This is a genomic window from Bacillus sp. LH1 (genome assembly GCF_057924895.1).
In genome coordinates this window covers 1,225,566-1,243,027 of the sequence record NZ_CM175007.1, presented here as the reverse complement: position 1 = coordinate 1,243,027, position 17,462 = coordinate 1,225,566, and the positions used below count along the sequence as shown (strand labels likewise).

General features: G+C 36.5%; 18 protein-coding genes. 11 read left to right on the top strand and 7 right to left on the bottom strand.

What is annotated here, in order from left to right; genetic code table 11:
* Positions 1–5: 5 nt before the first annotated feature.
* Entirely contained in the window at positions 6–1,103 is a 1,098-nt protein-coding gene (locus ACX9TM_RS06515) for a glycosyltransferase (RefSeq protein ID WP_050228929.1), read from the bottom strand.
* Between the two features lie 165 nt (positions 1,104–1,268).
* Here ACX9TM_RS06515 and ACX9TM_RS06510 point away from each other — a divergent pair, with 165 nt between their 5' ends.
* The 7 genes from ACX9TM_RS06510 to ACX9TM_RS06480 all read left to right on the top strand — a co-directional run bounded on the left by ACX9TM_RS06510 (position 1,269) and on the right by ACX9TM_RS06480 (position 8,759).
* Positions 1,269–2,174, top strand: coding sequence for a BclA C-terminal domain-containing protein (locus ACX9TM_RS06510; RefSeq protein WP_065382048.1), 906 nt, complete (start codon positions 1,269–1,271; stop codon positions 2,172–2,174).
* Between the two features lie 122 nt (positions 2,175–2,296).
* Complete coding sequence (locus ACX9TM_RS06505) at positions 2,297–3,142, top strand: TylF/MycF family methyltransferase (protein WP_000444381.1); 846 nt, start codon at positions 2,297–2,299, stop codon at positions 3,140–3,142.
* 183 nt (positions 3,143–3,325) lie between these two features.
* Positions 3,326–4,078, top strand: coding sequence for a class I SAM-dependent methyltransferase (locus tag ACX9TM_RS06500; protein WP_001288765.1), 753 nt, complete (start codon positions 3,326–3,328; stop codon positions 4,076–4,078).
* A 13-nt stretch (positions 4,079–4,091) separates the two neighbouring features.
* Positions 4,092–5,018 carry a glycosyltransferase family 2 protein gene (locus ACX9TM_RS06495; protein ID WP_000980807.1) on the top strand — a complete coding sequence of 309 codons (927 nt, stop codon included), beginning with the start codon at positions 4,092–4,094 and terminating at the stop codon, positions 5,016–5,018.
* Positions 5,019–5,256: 238 nt separating this feature from the next.
* Positions 5,257–6,417, top strand: coding sequence for an FtsW/RodA/SpoVE family cell cycle protein (locus tag ACX9TM_RS06490; RefSeq protein WP_000654702.1), 1,161 nt, complete (start codon positions 5,257–5,259; stop codon positions 6,415–6,417).
* A 76-nt stretch (positions 6,418–6,493) separates the two neighbouring features.
* Positions 6,494–7,234: a bis(5'-nucleosyl)-tetraphosphatase PrpE gene (gene prpE, locus ACX9TM_RS06485; RefSeq protein WP_033695708.1), complete on the top strand. Its 741-nt coding sequence runs from the start codon at positions 6,494–6,496 to the stop codon at positions 7,232–7,234.
* 136 nt (positions 7,235–7,370) lie between these two features.
* Complete coding sequence (locus ACX9TM_RS06480) at positions 7,371–8,759, top strand: peptidase G2 autoproteolytic cleavage domain-containing protein (protein WP_000730518.1); 1,389 nt, start codon at positions 7,371–7,373, stop codon at positions 8,757–8,759.
* 48 nt (positions 8,760–8,807) lie between these two features.
* Here the strand turns inward: ACX9TM_RS06480 and ACX9TM_RS06475 are convergent, their stop codons facing one another.
* From ACX9TM_RS06475 to ACX9TM_RS06460, 4 genes are read right to left on the bottom strand one after another with little or no spacing between them, the layout of a single operon-like run.
* Complete coding sequence (locus tag ACX9TM_RS06475; RefSeq protein WP_001079134.1) at positions 8,808–9,701, bottom strand: RluA family pseudouridine synthase; 894 nt, start codon at positions 9,699–9,701, stop codon at positions 8,808–8,810.
* A gap of 14 nt (positions 9,702–9,715) precedes the next feature.
* The gene (locus ACX9TM_RS06470; protein WP_000673190.1) at positions 9,716–10,513 is read right to left on the bottom strand and encodes an NAD kinase; all 798 of its coding nucleotides are present in this window, start codon (positions 10,511–10,513) and stop codon (positions 9,716–9,718) included.
* An 18-nt stretch (positions 10,514–10,531) separates the two neighbouring features.
* Positions 10,532–11,170: a GTP diphosphokinase gene (gene yjbM / locus ACX9TM_RS06465; RefSeq protein ID WP_001081482.1), complete on the bottom strand. Its 639-nt coding sequence runs from the start codon at positions 11,168–11,170 to the stop codon at positions 10,532–10,534.
* A gap of 30 nt (positions 11,171–11,200) precedes the next feature.
* Positions 11,201–11,572 (bottom strand): UPF0738 family protein, encoded by a 372-nt coding sequence (locus tag ACX9TM_RS06460; protein ID WP_001180003.1) that lies wholly within the window; start codon positions 11,570–11,572, stop codon positions 11,201–11,203.
* A gap of 144 nt (positions 11,573–11,716) precedes the next feature.
* Between ACX9TM_RS06460 and ACX9TM_RS06455 the strand changes: the two genes are divergently transcribed.
* The 4 genes from ACX9TM_RS06455 (at position 11,717) to ACX9TM_RS06440 (ending at position 14,158) form a co-directional block, all read left to right on the top strand.
* On the top strand, positions 11,717–12,295 hold the full coding sequence (locus ACX9TM_RS06455) for a CYTH domain-containing protein (protein WP_065382047.1): 579 nt from the start codon (positions 11,717–11,719) through the stop codon (positions 12,293–12,295).
* Between the two features lie 168 nt (positions 12,296–12,463).
* A complete protein-coding gene (locus tag ACX9TM_RS06450) occupies positions 12,464–12,862 on the top strand; it encodes a globin domain-containing protein (protein WP_000043390.1) in 399 nt (132 codons plus the stop codon).
* The gene (locus ACX9TM_RS06445) at positions 12,862–13,755 is read left to right on the top strand and encodes a ClpXP adapter SpxH family protein (RefSeq protein WP_000360645.1); all 894 of its coding nucleotides are present in this window, start codon (positions 12,862–12,864) and stop codon (positions 13,753–13,755) included. Before ACX9TM_RS06450 ends, ACX9TM_RS06445 begins: the two co-directional genes overlap by 1 nt.
* 229 nt (positions 13,756–13,984) lie before the next feature.
* Positions 13,985–14,158 carry a hypothetical protein gene (locus ACX9TM_RS06440; protein ID WP_000750355.1) on the top strand — a complete coding sequence of 58 codons (174 nt, stop codon included), beginning with the start codon at positions 13,985–13,987 and terminating at the stop codon, positions 14,156–14,158.
* A gap of 129 nt (positions 14,159–14,287) precedes the next feature.
* On the opposite strand, the gene pepF is transcribed toward ACX9TM_RS06440, so the two are convergent.
* Both pepF and ACX9TM_RS06430 read right to left on the bottom strand, forming a co-directional pair.
* Positions 14,288–16,114: an oligoendopeptidase F gene (gene pepF / locus ACX9TM_RS06435; RefSeq protein ID WP_065382046.1), complete on the bottom strand. Its 1,827-nt coding sequence runs from the start codon at positions 16,112–16,114 to the stop codon at positions 14,288–14,290.
* Positions 16,115–16,164: 50 nt separating this feature from the next.
* The gene (locus ACX9TM_RS06430; RefSeq protein WP_065382045.1) at positions 16,165–17,409 is read right to left on the bottom strand and encodes a competence protein CoiA; all 1,245 of its coding nucleotides are present in this window, start codon (positions 17,407–17,409) and stop codon (positions 16,165–16,167) included.
* Positions 17,410–17,462: the final 53 nt, after the last annotated feature.

Sequence of the window (17,462 nt, the reverse complement as noted above, 5' to 3'; positions counted from 1 at the left end):
ACCCATTACACTTTATATGGTTTATCAAAAACCCCCCGAAAATATTTACGGTTATATTCAATTGCAGCATTATTCGGAACATAAGAAGCTGCTAATTCATTGTAATAATACGCTTTATCCTGCTCTCCTAACCTGCTATAACAAATACACATTTGTAAATAGGGTAGCCATGTGTAGCTAGCTGGACTATGGAAAGGACTTTCCGTTGCCATTGGTACTTCCGTTGCAAGTTTAAACCAAAATATCGCTTCATTATATTTTTCTTGTTCCATATATATATATCCTATTCTTGTACAATTCTCTCCTCTAGGGACGTCATACCGAAACGACTTCACACAAGATTCGATTGCCTTCTCCCACATTCCGAGCTTCGCATAGCAATCTCCTAGTTTACCACATGCATAAATTTTTTCTTCATACCATCCTTCGTCTTGATTAAGAAATGTTTCATATAGAAGAACTGCATCATCATATTTTTGGTTATCCGTAGATTCATTTGCGTAATAAAATAAATCTCTCGGACTCAATTCTTCACCTGCAGCTACAGTATTTTGAAAAATTTTCAAATTACGATCTGTTACTTTTTTTTCTTTTTTATGTGTAATAGCAACATTACTACTAAAAACCTCACCAGAAATAGCTAAATACTCATGAACCTTTCCAAACCATTGAAATTGTTTTTCACGCTTTACAAGTCGATTTCTTTTTGTACAATATAAAGGTTTCCCGTTAGAATCCATTGCAAGATGATAAGGCATCGAAACAGCATCAATTTTAGGATCTAATTCTCTTTTTAAAAGTTTCAATGCTTCTTGAGCATCTTCTAATAATACGTCATCTGCATCTAGCCACAATATATACTCTTGCGTCGCTTTTGAAAAAGAAAAATTTCTTGCTGCTGCAAAATCATCAATCCACTGGAAATCATATATGTTAGAAGTGTATTTCTCTACGATTTCTTTCGTTCGATCGACGGAGCCTGTATCAACCACTATAATTTCATCCACAATTTTTTCAACTGTGTCTAAACAACGGGCTATTGTCTCCTCCTCATCTCGAACAATCATACATAAACTAATTGTAATTCCTTGCTTGTTCAACATAATCACCCTCTTCCAAATCAATCATATGTTATACATATACTAAACTTTCCATTTTTTTAAATTGTTCAAGTAGTTTAAGATTTCTTTTCAATAATTCAAATGTCCGTGTCATTTTCTTTCGGTTTTGCATCTACTATATAATGAACGCTTTATGGAGGTGAATTTATGTCAAATAATAATTATTCAAATGGATTAAATCCCGATGAATCTTTATCAGCTAGTGCATTTGACCCTAATCTTGTAGGACCTACATTACCACCGATACCACCGTTTACCCTTCCGACTGGGCCGACCGGGCCGACTGGGCCGACTGGACCTACGGGGCCGACTGTACCTACCGGGCCAACTGGACCGACTGGACCTACGGGGCCGACTGGGCCGACTGGACCTACGGGGCCGACTGGACCGACTGGTGACACTGGGACTACTGGACCTACGGGGCCGACTGGTGACACTGGGGCTACTGGACCTACGGGGCCGACTGGTGACACTGGGGCTACTGGACCTACGGGGCCGACTGGTGACACTGGGGCTACTGGACCTACGGGGCCGACTGGTGACACTGGAGCTACTGGACCTACGGGGCCGACTGGTGACACTGGAGCTACTGGAGCTACTGGACCGACTGGGGCTACTGGACCGACTGGACCGACTGGACCATCAGGACTAGGACTTCCAGCAGGACTATACGCATTTAACTCCGGTGGGATTTCTTTAGATTTAGGAATTAATGATCCAGTACCATTTAATACTGTTGGATCTCAGTTTGGTACAGCAATTTCTCAATTAGATGCTGATACTTTCGTAATTAGTGAAACTGGATTCTATAAAATCACTGTTATCGCTAACACTGCAACTGCAAGTCTATTAGGAGGTCTTACAATCCAAGTGAATGGAGTACCTGTACCAGGTACTGGATCGAGTTTAATCTCACTCGGAGCACCTATCGTTATTCAAGCAATTACGCAAATTACGACAACTCCATCATTAGTTGAAGTAATTGTTACAGGGCTTGGGCTATCATTAGCTCTTGGCACGAGTGCATCCATTATTATTGAAAAGGTTGCTTAATTTTTACTTAGCAGTAAAACTGATATCAGTTTTACTGCTTTTTTCAATTTCAAATTCAATCATGAAACATTCGGTACCTACATAATCATATTGTTGTATGACATTTTGCAGGAGGCACAAATATGGAAAGTAAATCTGCTGTTCAGCTTTATCTCGAATTGCTAAAGAAGACAATTTTATTTGAAATATGGTTAGAATATGAGGCATACTTACCCGCATCTCTACATATTTCGAAAGAACTAGAATTCGAACCAGTTACAGTCCCCCTCCCTTTATTCATTAAGCAATATGCCGAAAACCATAACTTAAAAATTGTAAAACCAAATGTCTCAAAAAGTGAACGTCATGATGGAATGGATTGGCCAAGAGCAGCACATAGCATGATTGGTCGAGAACGTATGAACCAATTACAAGAGGCGATGGAAACCGTTGTTCGTGAAAATATAGAAGGTGATTTTATTGAAACAGGTGTATGGCGCGGAGGATCATGCATTTTTATGAATGGTTTTTTACAAGCAAACAACATTACGGATCGTAATGTGTGGGTTGCAGATTCATTTGAAGGTTTGCCAGCACCGAATCTAGAGCAATATCCAAAAGATTACGGTGATTATTTACACACATTCGATTACTTACGCGTCTCTTTAGAACAAGTACAAGAGAATTTCAAAAAATATGATTTACTAAATGATCAAGTGAAATTTTTAAAAGGTTGGTTTAAAGATACTTTACCAACAGCACCAATTGAAAAAATAGCAATTGCACGGCTTGATGGTGATATGTATGAATCCACCATGGATGGTCTCGTGAACTTATATGATAAAGTTTCTAAAGGTGGCTATATAATTATCGATGACTACGGGCTACCACCATGCGCTGAGGCTGTGACAGACTTTAGAAATCAACGGAATTTAAAAGCCCCTATTACTAAAATTGATGTATTTGGCGTTTATTGGAGAAAAGAATAAAAAAGATTTAATCTATAGGAGATTCCATTTTCACTCATTCTTCTCTTACTTCTGATCCAATTAAGTATTCTTTTTCGGAATCTCCCTACATATAATAATTGTTTTCCTGTGTTCTCTCACTACAAATTGAAAATTTCATTAATAGAGTTACTGCATATTCTCACATAAGAAAGGGGTATACTCATGAGCGAATTTAACAAAGAAATGACTTTACTCCCCCCTCCTGAACTCGTCCAATATGTAGGTGGCGACTTCAAAAAGGTTGGAAAAGAGTTCCTAAAGCATTTTATTCAAATTGGCGCTTTAAAATCAAATGAAAAAGTATTAGATGTAGGCTGCGGTGTCGGCCGAATGGCTGTACCATTAATGAATTACTTAAATGATGATGGAGCGTATTATGGATTTGATTTGTTTAAAGATGGAATTACTTGGTGTCAAAATAACATTTCAACTATGCGTAATAATTTTCACTTTGAACATGTTGACATATACAATCAATTCTATAATCCGGAAGGAAAAGAAGATGCCTCTCAATATCGTTTTCCCTATGAAGACGGAACATTCGATTTTATCTTTTTAACTTCTGTATTTACACATCTTCTCCCAAAAGAATTAGAACATTACGTATCTGAAATTGTACGTGTATTAAAAAAAGACGGGAGATGTTTCATTACATTCTTTCTTATAAACCCTGAATCGTCCTATTATTTAAATGCAGGACAAAGTACATTAGGTTTTTATCATCGAATCGAAAATTGCTACGTTGTAAATAAAGATATTCCGAATTTCGCAGTTGCTTATCCTGAGACAGATATTTGCAATCTATTGAATAAGTACGGCCTAGAAATAATCAATAAGCCGCATTACGGTTTATGGTGCGGCAGACATGAATATACAAGTTACCAAGATATTGTTCTTACAAAAAAAAGCTTCTGAAAGGAAGTTATGTATGATGAATGAAAAAAATCCACCTCTCGTTTCCATCCTTATTCCTACTTATAATCGGCCTCATTATTTCAAAATTGCTCTAGAAAGTGCATTGGCACAAACTTATTCAAATATTGAAATCATCATCGGAGATGATAGTACAAATGATGAAACAGCAACTTTAATACGTGAACAATACTTACCAAATTATAAAAATATAACATACATTCGAAATACCCCTACTCTAGGACAATTTCACAATGACCTTATGCTCATAGAAAAATCAAATGGTGAGTATATAAATTTTTTAATGGACGATGACGTGTTTTATAAGCATAAAATACAAAAAATGATGACCTATTTTGAGCAAGATCCCAATAAAAATCTTGCTCTTGTTACTTCTTATCGAGTACGCATTGATGATCATGGAAATCTAATAGGTGATTCCCATCCAACACAAAGGTTATATAGTGAAGACACCCCATTAAACGGGATATTTTTAGGTAATTGGATGTTAAAGGGCGGACACAACATTATCGGTGAGCCTACAACTACTTTGTTCCGAAAGGAATTGCTCACTGAACCTTTTGGCACCCTTAAAGAGCGACAATATTCTTGTAGTGTTGATATGGCCTCATGGATTTCTTTACTTTCTAAAGGAAATGCAATATACATTTCTGAGCCTTTAAGTCAATTTCGCTACCATGCTGGACAACAAATACACAATAAGCTCCTTCAAGGTTGTGAAGATTTCACACACCTTGTTATAACAGCAAAAGAATATGGCTTTTTACAAAATACTACGGACTATAGAGCAGCTCTACTTAGTGCTTACCAATGGTGTAAAAGTTCCTTAAAATACTATCTTCATCAACTAGATATTTTTCCTGACGCACATGTACGTCTCTCTCATTGTTTGGATATAATTATTAAAGAGCTAAACAATTAAACTACTCTGCAAAATTAAAAGTGTATGGACTATATGTGAATCATTCGTATAGTTCATACATTCTTTCTCATACTATAAAGTGAAACTTTAATCAGCTCTCACCAATCGGGCTTTTACGGCCAGTTGATCCCCCACCTAACTTCTTCGCTTTCGCTGAATTTTGAGGTGGGGGTATTACTGCCCATTAATGCGGGATAAAATCCATTACTATAAAGAGCAGTAGAAAGGAATACCTACATTGAAAGATCCAAATTCTCAATATCAAATAGACTACGTATTACTATTTATTTTATTTGCCATTGGGATTGTTAGTTGTTGTGCTATTGCAAGTGCGCAAGCCTCTTTACCGCCATTTTTACAAAACGTCAATTTTGTACTAAAGCAAATCCAATGGTATTTCATTGGATTTATAGCCATTGGTGTTATTATGATTATCGACTTCGATCGTTATCAAAAAATTGCTTGGTATTTGTACAGCTTTGCAATGGTACTACTTATTGGGCTAGAACTTCAAGTACCAGGTGCCGTTACAATTAAAGGCGCTACCGCTTGGTACAGGCTCCCAGGCATCGGAAATTTTCAGCCTTCTGAAATTATGAAATTGTTTTTAATTATCGTCATTGGACGAATTATAGCAAATCATAATGAGAAATATTTTTCCCAAACGATACATGATGATTTTTTACTACTTGGAAAAATATTTGCGACAAGCTTGCCACCACTACTACTTATTGCAAAAGAACCAGATTTAGGAAACACAATGGTCATTTCAGCGATGCTTGCAGCAATGATACTAGTTTCTGGCATACGATGGCGTTTTATTTTTGGATTAGTTTCAGGTACTTTCGTTGCTGGATCTACATTAATATATATTTTTTTTACTCACACAGATTTCTTTAAAGCACACATTTTAAAAGAATATCAATTAAATCGCTTCTACGGATGGTTAGCACCTTACAAATATGATGCACAAGGCTATCAATTAAGACAAGCATTCTTAGCGACTGGATCCGGAGAAATGCAAGGAAAAGGGTGGGAAAATGGACAAGTATATTTTCCAGAACCACATACAGATTTTATTTTCACTAATGTCGCTGAACAATTTGGATTTCTAGGCGCAAGTGTCATTATTTCTCTTTTTTTCTTACTCATTTTTCGAATGATTCATATTGCTTTAGAAAGTAATGACCCTTTCGGTAGTTACATTTGCGCTGGTACAATCGGAATGTTTACTTTCCAAGTATTCCAAAATATCGGGATGACAATCGGATTACTCCCCATTACAGGGATAACATTACCTCTTATGAGTTACGGAGGAAGTTCACTGCTTACATACATGATTGCGATTGGATTCATTTTAAATGTTCGCTCAAGAACGAAAATCTTTATGTTTAAATGAACAACACAAAAACGCTATATTTTTATCTCTATCCTTTTTCAGATATACTAATGAAAAATACGATGGAGGTTTAAATATGAAATATGACATTATAGGAGATATTCATGGATGCTTCCAAGAGTTTCAAAATTTAACAGAGAAGCTAGGATATAACTGGAGTAGCGGTCTACCGGTTCACCCTGACCAACGTAAACTTGCATTCGTTGGCGATATTACAGACCGTGGTCCTCATTCATTACGTATGATTGAAATTGTATGGGAACTTGTCATACATAAAAAAGAAGCTTATTACGCTCCTGGAAATCACTGTAATAAACTATATCGATTTTTCCTTGGGCGTAATGTAACAGTCGCTCACGGACTTGAAACAACTGTTGCTGAATATGAGGCACTTCCTTCTCATAAGCAAATCATTATAAAAGAAAAGTTTATCACTCTTTATGAACAATCACCCCTCTACCACATACTAGATGAAAAAAGAGTAATCGTATGTCACGCTGGGATTCGGCAAGATTACATAGGAAGACGAGATAAAAAAGTACAAACCTTTGTATTATATGGCGATATTACAGGAGAAAAGCATGCCGATGGCTCACCTGTCCGTCGCGATTGGGCGCAAGAGTACAAGGGGCAAGCTTGGATTGTATATGGACATACACCAGTAGCAGAACCTCGATTCGTCAATCAGACAGTCAATATTGATACTGGTGCTGTATTTGGTGGCAAATTAACCGGATTACGTTATCCTGAAATGGAGACTATCTCTGTTCCTTCTTCTTTACCTTTTGTCGCTGAGAAATTCCGTCCAATTTCATAACTACCTTACTTAGCGAAAGATTACCGTATTATTTAGGCAGATCTCATATAAAACTAGGTAAAGTAATTAAAAAAAGATGCAATAAAGTGCATCTTTTTTTAATTACACTACATATAATGTCGCAGGAGGTGACAGAATGAAGAAAAAATCTTCTAAACAAAAAAGAAAATTTCCCCCTTTATATCTGCCCATGTACGGAATTAACAACTGGTGTAGTATTCGGGCTGCAGCGATAGAAGAACTGGAAGAACAAGAGTCATCAAAAAAAAGCAAAGTAAAACCAACATATGTCTCTTTAGAAAATGCTGTGATGAGCCGCATAATCGATCGCAGAAAAATAAAGATGCAACAAAAAAATAAACAGCTCTCAAATCAAGATGAACAGGTAATACATTCTAATCAAACAGAAGAAAAGACGGAAGAAAATATTTCTGTAGCAATAAATAAAAAAGTGGAACCAGAAATTCCAGCTGCTATTATAAACAAAGTAAAAAAAATAAAAGAGGCATTGGCTTCATCGAATGATATACAAACTGAAAAACCACTCATAATTGAGACACCTACACCTGAAAATACAAAAGTTAAAAGGGGCGGCCGATATGCATATGCGGAAGGGCTTCACTCTCATGCGGAGGGCATGGCAGCACATGCGGAAGGCTTATTAACACACGCAAAAGGTTCTTTCTCTCATGCAGAGGGATCAAACTCAAAAGCAACTGGACATAGTTCGCATAGTGAGGGAAGTGAAACGACAGCAGGCGGAGCTTATTCTCATGCAGAGGGTAAACAGACGATTGCTTTAGGCGAAGCAGCACACGCAGAAGGAACCGCAACTATCGCTAACGGATCCTCTTCTCATGCGGAAGGTCATCATACATCAACAGCTCATTTTGCAGGTAGCCATATTATGGGGCGCTTCGGCACTGCAGAAGAAGCTTATTCTTGGTTTATTGCAAATGGTGTAAGCGACACCGACCATAATATCGGGGCTAAATGGCTTGCCCATAATGGAGAAATGTACATTGAGGGTGCGTCTTACAATGCAAGTGGAACGGATTTTGCACAAATGTTTGAAACCGAAGATCATAAACCTATTGATGTCGGTTATTTCGTTACATTTAGTAGCGAAGAAAAAATTCGGATAGCTACTTCACACGACTCGTTCATTTTAGGAATATCTAGTGCAACCCCTGCCCTTATAGGAAATAGCGGGGCTTTAAGTTGGGAAAAACGTTATAAAACAGATAACTTTGGAAAACGCCAATATGTATGGACGGAAACCGAAGAAATACAACCTCTTTTAAATACAGAATGGGATCCAACTCGCAAATATGTAGCAAGAAAAGATCGCGCCGAGTGGCTTCCTGTCGGATTAATTGGACAAATGTTAGTACGTGATGACGGAACTTGCGAAGCACATGGATTTTGTCTTCCAAATGACAATGGCATTGCTACAAAAGCCGAAAGTGGATTTTTCGTTATAAAGCGTACGGGTGAAAACCAAATTTTAATATTATTCCGCTAAGAAAAAAGGGAACAAAATTCTTTATAATATAAGAATTTTGTTCCCTTTTTAAGTATGCCGCAACACTTCTTGCATATCGCTTGGAAGCTTTATAGTGAAAGACATCTCTTTCTCTAAAATAGGATGATAAAACGTCAAAGATTTACTATGAAGTGCTTGCCGTTTCATTTCATCCCTTCTCCCTCCATATAAGCTATCACCAAGTAATGGATGTCCTATATGAGCCATATGCACACGAATTTGATGCGTTCTTCCTGTCTCAAGCTCAAGCGCTACATGTGTCTTATGATATGTACTATCAATTACTTTAAAATGAGTAACTGCCCTTTGTCCATCCTCACAAACCATTCGCTCAATAATGCTATCAGATTTTCGACCAATTGGTGCATCAATCATTCCTTCTCGTTCTACAATCTTTCCGTGAACAATTGCTTCATACGTTCGTTTCACAGCTTTTTGTTGATGCTGCTTCGATAAAAGGTGATGCACGAAACGATTTTTTGCAATAAGCATAAGCCCCGAAGTATCACGATCTAAACGTGTTACGATGTGCACTGTACTTGCAAGATGCTGCTTATCATAATGAGATAACAGCGCATTGGCAACACTTCCTGCCGGATGTTCTCTAGACGGAATCGTTGACATATTCGCCTCTTTATTAATGATAAGAACCGCGTCATCTTCATATATAATGCATAAAGGAATATCTTCTGCCATCATCCCTTCACTTCTTTCCTCCACTGGAAAAAAGACACGTAATTCTTCACCAGCACGCAACTGATGACGAACACTCGCATGTTGACCATTTACTTCAATTGCTCCGCCATGAAACTTTATATCCGTTAAAGCGGCTTTAGAAATACCTTTCGTTTTCAAAAATTCCCTAACTAAAGTTCCCTCTTCAGCCGGCCCTATATCCCATTTCAATGTAAATCTGTTCAAATATATAACCCTTTCTATTTATCTGCAACAAACGAGTCACGAACTCGTTTCCAGAACGGGAATGGGCGGAAACGAACAAATCGTACTTTCTCGTTTGCGACGCGATACTGGATTGATTTCACATCTTGATGAACCATCGTTAAATGATCCACTGTAATTTGTAAGTTCATTCCTGCAGCTGGCTTTAACACACATGTATGATGCTTCGGCAATACGAGTGGCGATCCTACAGTACGAAATACACGATTGTTAATGGACGCCATTTCTGCAATTTGAATCGCTTCAATAGATGGGTGAATAATTGCTCCGCCAAGCGCTTTATTATACGCGGTACTTCCTGAAGGAGTAGAGATACAAAGGCCATCTCCGCGGAATGTTTCAAAATATTCTCCGCGTATTTCTACTTCTGTTACTAATGTACCTTCTGCACTTTTTACAGTCGCCTCATTCATCGCTAAATACTGTGACTCTTTACTTCCATTCACATAGCGAATAATAACTTCTAAAAGCGGATATTCCACCACTTGGAATGGTGTTTTCGCAATCGCAATTACTAATTTCTCTACTTCTGTCGGTAACCAATCTGCATAGAAACCTAGATGTCCTGTATGTACACCAACAAATGCTGTTTCATCCAATCGATTATAATAACGATGAAACGCATATAAAAGCGTTCCATCTCCCCCAACAGAAATTACAATATCGGGTTCCTTTTCATCCATTATAAATCCAAAATCTAGCAAGTACTCTTTCATCGTGCTTGCCAGTGTATCTGATGATTGATCTCCCTTTGACATAATTGTAAATTTCATCGCCCAACACCCTTTAGTTTATGATTCGGAATCTTTCGTTTCTTGCTTTCTTGAAAAAGCCTTTTGCGCTTCTTGAATTTCAAGACGAATAGAAGACATTTCTTCATCTAATAAAAACGCCGCTTCAGCTGCACGTTGCAATCGTATTTTAATATCTTCAGGAAAACGTCCACTATATTTATAATTTAAAGAATGCTCAATTGTTGCCCAAAAGTTCATTGCTAGCGTGCGTATTTGGATTTCTACCAATACTTTTTGTTCACCTTGAATCGTTTGAACAGGATAACTAATGACAACATGATAAGAACGATAACCGCTATCTTTCTTTTGCGTGACATAATCACGTTCTTCCACGATTTCAAAGTCATTTCGTTTTCGAAGATATTCTACAACAGGCTTAATCTCATCAACAAATTGACACATCATTCTAAGCCCAGCAATATCCTGCATATCTTCTCTCAATCGGTCTAGCGGTACATTTCTCTTCTCCGCTTTATCAATAATACTTGCAACCGACTTTACCCTTCCTGTTACAAACTCAATTGGAGAATGCTCTGTTAACATTGCAAATTGAGTACGCATTCCTTTTAGTTTCACTTTTAGCTCTGCCACCGCTTGGTGGTAAGGTGCTAAAAATTCTTCCCAATTTCGATTCATTTCAACCACCACCAAAATCAATCCATTTGCTTATAGAAATACTTTTTCTACAGCAGTTACTAATTCTTCTCCGTAATTTGCATTACCTTCAATATTTTCAACTAAATATTCTACTTCTTCTTTTAATCCTTCTAATTCCATTTCAATGTCATTCACGCGAACGAACATAACCACATCGTTATTCATCGCTTCATGCATTGCTTCCCAGCATGTGTGCGGAATACTTACATAAATGAAAGATGATTCATTTTCTAAGATATATAAAAATGATAAATTGTCTGAGTCTACAAGTACGTGATTACGCGCACTTAACTCCTTTACCTCTATTTCACTATTTTCCGCACAAAAAATAAGAGCATTCTCTCTCTTTTCTACGCTCTTAACTTGGATTTTATTTTGCATGCTCTAACTCCTCCATCTCAACTTCCTGTCTTACTTAACAGTATTATTGTATCATAACATGGACGCAAACAAATAAAACATTGAACCAAATTTATGAAAAAGCGATAATGTGTAAAGAATTATTTTTCAAAAGGAGATTATACAATGACACAAGAAATTGAAATTGAATTCAAAAATATCGTTACAAAAGAAGAATTCGATACATTATGTAAATCGTTTTCTATTGAAGCATTTACAAAACAAGTGAATCACTACTTTGAAACACCTGACTTCTCGTTAAAAGAAGCTGGCTCTGCACTTCGTATTCGTCATAAAGGAGCAACTTATACGTTAACGTTGAAACAACCTGCAGAAATCGGTTTATTAGAAACGCATCAAGTCGTAACAGAAGACGAAGCAAAAATGATGATGGGAACAAACACAATCATTCAAGGAGCAGTAGTAGATCAATTACACAAATTACAAATTCCTGTTTCTGCTTTAACATATATGGGTAGTTTAACAACAGAAAGAGCAGAAACATTATTTAAAGGCGGAACGCTTGTCTTTGATCATAGTTTCTATTACAATCACGATGATTATGAAATTGAATTTGAAGTACAAGATGAAGAAACAGGAAAAGCTGCATTTATTCATTTATTAACGCAACATAACATACCTGTTCGCCATACAAATAACAAAGTAAAACGCTTTTTCCTTGCCAAACAAAAAAAAGCACGCTAAAGTGAAAATTCCACTAGTGAATATGTTTCACTAGTGGATACATCTCACTAAAAAAGTTTACACCCGTAGAATAAGCAAAGAATCTTTGAGAAAGCTGTTTATTTGCCCTCTCGAACATTCCATTGCTACAATAGATATACATTTCATGGAAAAAGGAGTTTATAAAGGATGAGCAAGCAACCGATGACACCATTTGAAGGAATTGGCGGTGAACAATGCATTGCAATATTAGTAGATACATTTTATTCCTATGTCAGTAAACACCCTGACTTATCTCCCATCTTCCCGGAAGATTTAACAGAAACCGCTAGGAAGCAGAAGCAATTTTTAACACAATATTTAGGTGGTCCTAATTTGTACACTGAAGAACATGGTCATCCTATGTTAAGGGCACGCCATCTTCCGTTTGAGATTACTCCAAAACGAGCAGAGGCTTGGCTATCATGTATGGAGCAAGCAATGGATGATACTGGAGTTCATGGTCATATAAGAGAGTTTGTTTTTGAACGTTTAGCATTAACCGCTCAGCATATGGTTAATACTCCAAACGAAACAGGTGAAGTGTAATGGATAAGCAGGAAGCAAAGCATATAAATATGCCATCTCCTTCCGCATGCGAGCATAAGTCTGTAGAAGCATATTTATTTATTGATCCACTTTGTAAAGATTGCTGGGAAATTGAGCCTTTTATTATTAAACTATGGCTTGAATACGGGAAATACTTCTCTATTCGTCATATCGTAACAGGAAAAGTGGATGGAACGAACGCTTCCTCACACAAATGGAATAAACCTGCTAATATTCGATTTGTGTGGGAAAAGACAACCAGTTTACAAGGTTTTTCATGTGATGGAAAGGTACATATGCAAGAAGCATCATCAACACCATATTTAGTTTCGATGGCAATTAAGGCAGCGGAGTTGCAAGGCCGAAAAGCAGGTTCGAAGTTTTTGCGAAAACTCCAAGAATACATTTTCCTTGAAAATGTATCAAACCCTGACTGCGAACTATTACTTGCATGTGCGAAAGATAGCAATATTGATGTAGAAGAATTTAAAAAAGATCTACATTCTGCTAGTGCAAAAAAAGCTTTCCAGTGTGACTTGAAATTCACGAATGAAATGCATATTACAGAAATACCTTCCCTCGTCTTTTTTCATGCGAACTCAGATGAAGAAGGTATTAAAATCGCTGGAAATTATTCCTACGATGTATACGTACAATTATTGAAAGAACTTGTAAAATGTGAAATTGAGCCAGAACCATTACCACCTTTAGAAGTGTTACTAGAGGCAACACAATTTATATCTTCAAAAGAAGTAGCATTTATTTATGATTGTCCGCAACAAGAAATTGAACGCGAACTAAAAAAATTACAACTGAAACGAAAAGTACAAATGATAGAAGTAAAATGCGAACGTTATTGGAAATGGATAGCAAAAGAAAAAGACCTGGTGTAAACACCAGGTCTTCTTCTTTACGGCTTATAAAAATATTAAAGGGGATGGGAGAAATTTTCACGTTCAAACAAAGGGGTATATGTTTGTATGTGAATTCGTTCACGCTTATTATATTACAAGATTCGACGTCAAATGACAACCCCTTTTGTCGAATTTCACACTTTTGTCACATTCTAAACGTTTTCATTTTTGAATAAGCTATAAAAAAGGTCATTTAGGGGGTTTATTTATGAAAAAATCTTATATTGCTCTTCTCTTTCTAGCTGTCATCGTTTCTTTTTTCTTGTACATCCTCTCTCTACTACAAGCTTTTCCTAAAATTATTGCCTTACCTCTTTTATTCGGAATCATCGTTATCACTCTCTCTTATTTCAATTATAAAAAACGATTCAAAGGGTTTTAATTTTAAAAATCAGTCGTAAAACTATCCTTTCAGTTAGAAAAACAAAGAAATTCACCTTTCTCTCCGACAAATATCGACATTGAATCTATTCAACAAAAAGACGAGGATACAATCCCTCGTCTTTTTTCATTACTTTTCTTCAAATAATAATGCTTCTAATTCATTTAATTTCTCTTCAAATACTTGTAGCGCCTCTTTTACTGGTTCAGGAGATGCCATATCTACTCCTGCTTTTTTCAGCACTTCAATTGGATAATCAGAGCTTCCTGCTTTTAAGAACTCGTTAATATAACGTTCTACTGCTGGTTGTCCTTCTTCTAAAATCTGTTTAGATAGAGCTGTCGCTGCACTAAATCCTGTTGCGTATTGATATACGTAATAGTTGTAGTAGAAGTGTGGAATACGAGACCATTCTAAACCAATCTCTTCGTCGATTACTAAAGCGTCACCGAAATATTTCTTATTTAAATCATAGTAAATTTCCGTTAACATGTCTGGCGTAACAGCATGTCCTTCTTGTACTTTCTTATGAATAATATGTTCAAACTCTGCAAACATCGTTTGACGGAATACAGTACCACGGAACCCTTCTAAATAATGATTTAATAAATATAGACGCTCTTTCTTATCTCCTGTCGTTTTTAATAAATAATCATTTAGAAGCGCTTCATTACAAGTAGATGCCACTTCTGCTACGAAGATGGAATAATCACCATATACGTGCGGTTGTGTTTTTCTTGTATAGTAACTATGCACCGAATGACCAAACTCATGAGCAAGTGTAAATAAATTATTTACATTATCATGCCAGTTCATTAAAATATACGGATTTGTTCCATATGCACCAGATGAATATGCCCCGCTTCGTTTTCCTTTATTCTCATACACATCTACCCAGCGATTTTCATATGCCTCTTTCAAAATATCAACATATTCATCACCAAGTACGTTTAAAGATTTTAATAAAAGGTCTTGCGCTTCTTCGTATTTCACATTCATTTTCACTTCTGGTACAAGTGGTGTATATAAATCATACATATGAAGCTCATCAAGTCCTAGTGCACGCTTACGAATATCGATGTAACGGTGTAATAAATGTAAGTTGTCATTTACTGTTTCAACGAGTTGATCGTATACTGCTTCCGGAATATTATTATTGCTCAGTGCAGCTTGGCGAGCAGAATCATATTTACGAACACGCGCATTGAAATTATTACGTTTTACTGCTCCGCTTAACGTACTTGCGAATGTGTTTTTAAATTTTCCGTACGTTTCATATACAGCTTTAAATGCATCTTTGCGAACACGAGGATCATCACTTTCTAAAAACTGAATGTAACGGCCATGTGTAATTTCTATTTCTTCTCCGTCTTCCCCTTTAATAGATGGGAATTTTAAATCCGCGTTATTCAACATACCGAATGTACTGCTTGATGAACTCATTACTTCAGATGCTTCTGCTAATAAAGCTTCCTCAGCTTCTGATAATACGTGCGGGCGTTGACGTGTAATTTCTTCTAATGCATGTTCATATACACTTAAATCTCTATTTTCCTTCAAGAATGTTTGCAATGTATCTTCTGAAATCGATAAAATTTCAGGCACAATATACGCTGTGCTACTAGATACTTGTGAATATAAATTTGTTGCACGATCATTTAATGCTTGATATACAGAGTTTGTTGTATCTTGATCGTAACGCATATGAGCATATGTATATAACTTACCTAATCGCATTGATATTTCATCTTCATATTGCAATGCCTCAAGTAAATTGTCCGCAGAGTCACCAAGTTTCCCTTTAAATTCAGTTAACTTCGGTAATAGCTCTTTAATAGCTTGGAATTCTTTTTCCCATTCTGCATCCGTTTGGAAAATATCTTCTAATCGCCACGTACTTGCTTCTTCAATCTCGTTGCGATCTGGTAATGCTTTCGCTTTGTTTTGTTCAGACATTCTTTAAGCCCTCCTTTAAATATCTCTACTTAAGTACAATTCGTTTTTTCTTATGTAATTCCTTCACAATCATTCTTTATTATATCCGCTTTTCCTCCTCTCATGTTAAAATTTGCCTCAAATAAAGATAGCGCATGTATTAAGCAAATCTCATCATGTTTCATAATTTCCTCCTCTGTTTTTAACATCACGGCATCCCTTATTTTTCGGTACGTATAAGTTCCCACTTTACGTAAAACACCTATATAGCATAAAAATGTCATATATTCAGTAACTGCCATTTTCCATATGTGCTGCGAAAAGTACGGAAGTATCCGCCTTTTCGTATACCTTTTTACATAACTACACACGTATTGAAGAGAAATACACTCTCCCACTGCAAGCTCCCCTATACACTTCATATATAGAAAAGCTTGCCATATAAATGGGTTTGTTTGAAAAGCAAATGCAGAAGGGAGTGGAACACCAATTTCAGAAGGAAAGCTCGCTGGGGTACATTTAAATTGATATAAGAGGCGTAATAATGACTTATAATTATAATTCCAAATCGGTAAGGCATTTTGGCGAAAGTTTTTCTTTCTCTTCTTCCACTCTTCACCCAGTCTTTCTTTCCCGAAAGGAACAGGAGAAAAAAGCATTTCAAAAGTAGTCGCATCAGTTGGTAAATATATAGTATGTGAGAAAAAAACATTTGTAGAAAAGGGAGTGACAAATGCACATTTCATAAATGATTTTTGTTTCGGACAGAAGAAAATAAGAAGTGGCTGAGGATAAGATTGTAAGGAGAAAGCCATAAGTGAGGAAAATTTCATCCAATATGCAGATTGCTTTTTCAATTGATTTCCACCAACGATCCAAATGACCTGTATACCAGCTTGCCAATACGAATATGTTCTTTTGTACAGCTGCTCTATAGCGAGGTTTGCACATTGGTATTCAATTGCAATTTTTCTACCCGCCCTCTCTACAAAAATATCTGGTCGTTGCTTAATTTCTGGGAGGTAGTACTCTATATCCACCTGAAAGTTTTGACGTTTGAACCATCTATATAACAATTCTTTACCATGCATATGATACTTTGATTCCGCTTCATAAAAGGCAAGACATGAATCCACTTTTTTATGAGCAAAATGCCAACTTTTTTGTTTCCCTAATTTCATTTGCACTTCCTTTCCGCAAGCTACACAAAAGAATCGTTCTTGTTGACGCATACGGCGCAAAAGCTCTTCATTACAATTATAGAGTAAATGAATTTTTTCACCGTTTTCTCTTTTAGCGATAAATATCGTAATCACACCCTTTCAGCTCCTTATATTCTACAATTTGTTACAAATTCCTTTTAAAAAAG

Bases quoted from the DNA above. Each gene is read 5' to 3' on its own strand.
- ACX9TM_RS06515 (WP_050228929.1), bottom strand. From the start codon at position 1,103: ATGTTGAACAAGCAAGGAATTACAATTAGTTTATGTATGATTGTTCGA.
- ACX9TM_RS06510 (WP_065382048.1), top strand. From the start codon at position 1,269: ATGTCAAATAATAATTATTCAAATGGATTAAATCCCGATGAATCTTTA.
- ACX9TM_RS06505 (WP_000444381.1), top strand. From the start codon at position 2,297: ATGGAAAGTAAATCTGCTGTTCAGCTTTATCTCGAATTGCTAAAGAAG.
- ACX9TM_RS06500 (WP_001288765.1), top strand. From the start codon at position 3,326: ATGAGCGAATTTAACAAAGAAATGACTTTACTCCCCCCTCCTGAACTC.
- ACX9TM_RS06495 (WP_000980807.1), top strand. From the start codon at position 4,092: ATGATGAATGAAAAAAATCCACCTCTCGTTTCCATCCTTATTCCTACT.
- prpE (WP_033695708.1), top strand. From the start codon at position 6,494: ATGAAATATGACATTATAGGAGATATTCATGGATGCTTCCAAGAGTTT.
- ACX9TM_RS06480 (WP_000730518.1), top strand. From the start codon at position 7,371: ATGAAGAAAAAATCTTCTAAACAAAAAAGAAAATTTCCCCCTTTATAT.
- ACX9TM_RS06470 (WP_000673190.1), bottom strand. From the start codon at position 10,513: ATGAAATTTACAATTATGTCAAAGGGAGATCAATCATCAGATACACTG.
- yjbM (WP_001081482.1), bottom strand. From the start codon at position 11,170: ATGAATCGAAATTGGGAAGAATTTTTAGCACCTTACCACCAAGCGGTG.
- ACX9TM_RS06460 (WP_001180003.1), bottom strand. From the start codon at position 11,572: ATGCAAAATAAAATCCAAGTTAAGAGCGTAGAAAAGAGAGAGAATGCT.
- ACX9TM_RS06455 (WP_065382047.1), top strand. From the start codon at position 11,717: ATGACACAAGAAATTGAAATTGAATTCAAAAATATCGTTACAAAAGAA.
- ACX9TM_RS06450 (WP_000043390.1), top strand. From the start codon at position 12,464: ATGAGCAAGCAACCGATGACACCATTTGAAGGAATTGGCGGTGAACAA.
- ACX9TM_RS06445 (WP_000360645.1), top strand. From the start codon at position 12,862: ATGGATAAGCAGGAAGCAAAGCATATAAATATGCCATCTCCTTCCGCA.
- ACX9TM_RS06440 (WP_000750355.1), top strand. From the start codon at position 13,985: ATGAAAAAATCTTATATTGCTCTTCTCTTTCTAGCTGTCATCGTTTCT.
- pepF (WP_065382046.1), bottom strand. From the start codon at position 16,114: ATGTCTGAACAAAACAAAGCGAAAGCATTACCAGATCGCAACGAGATT.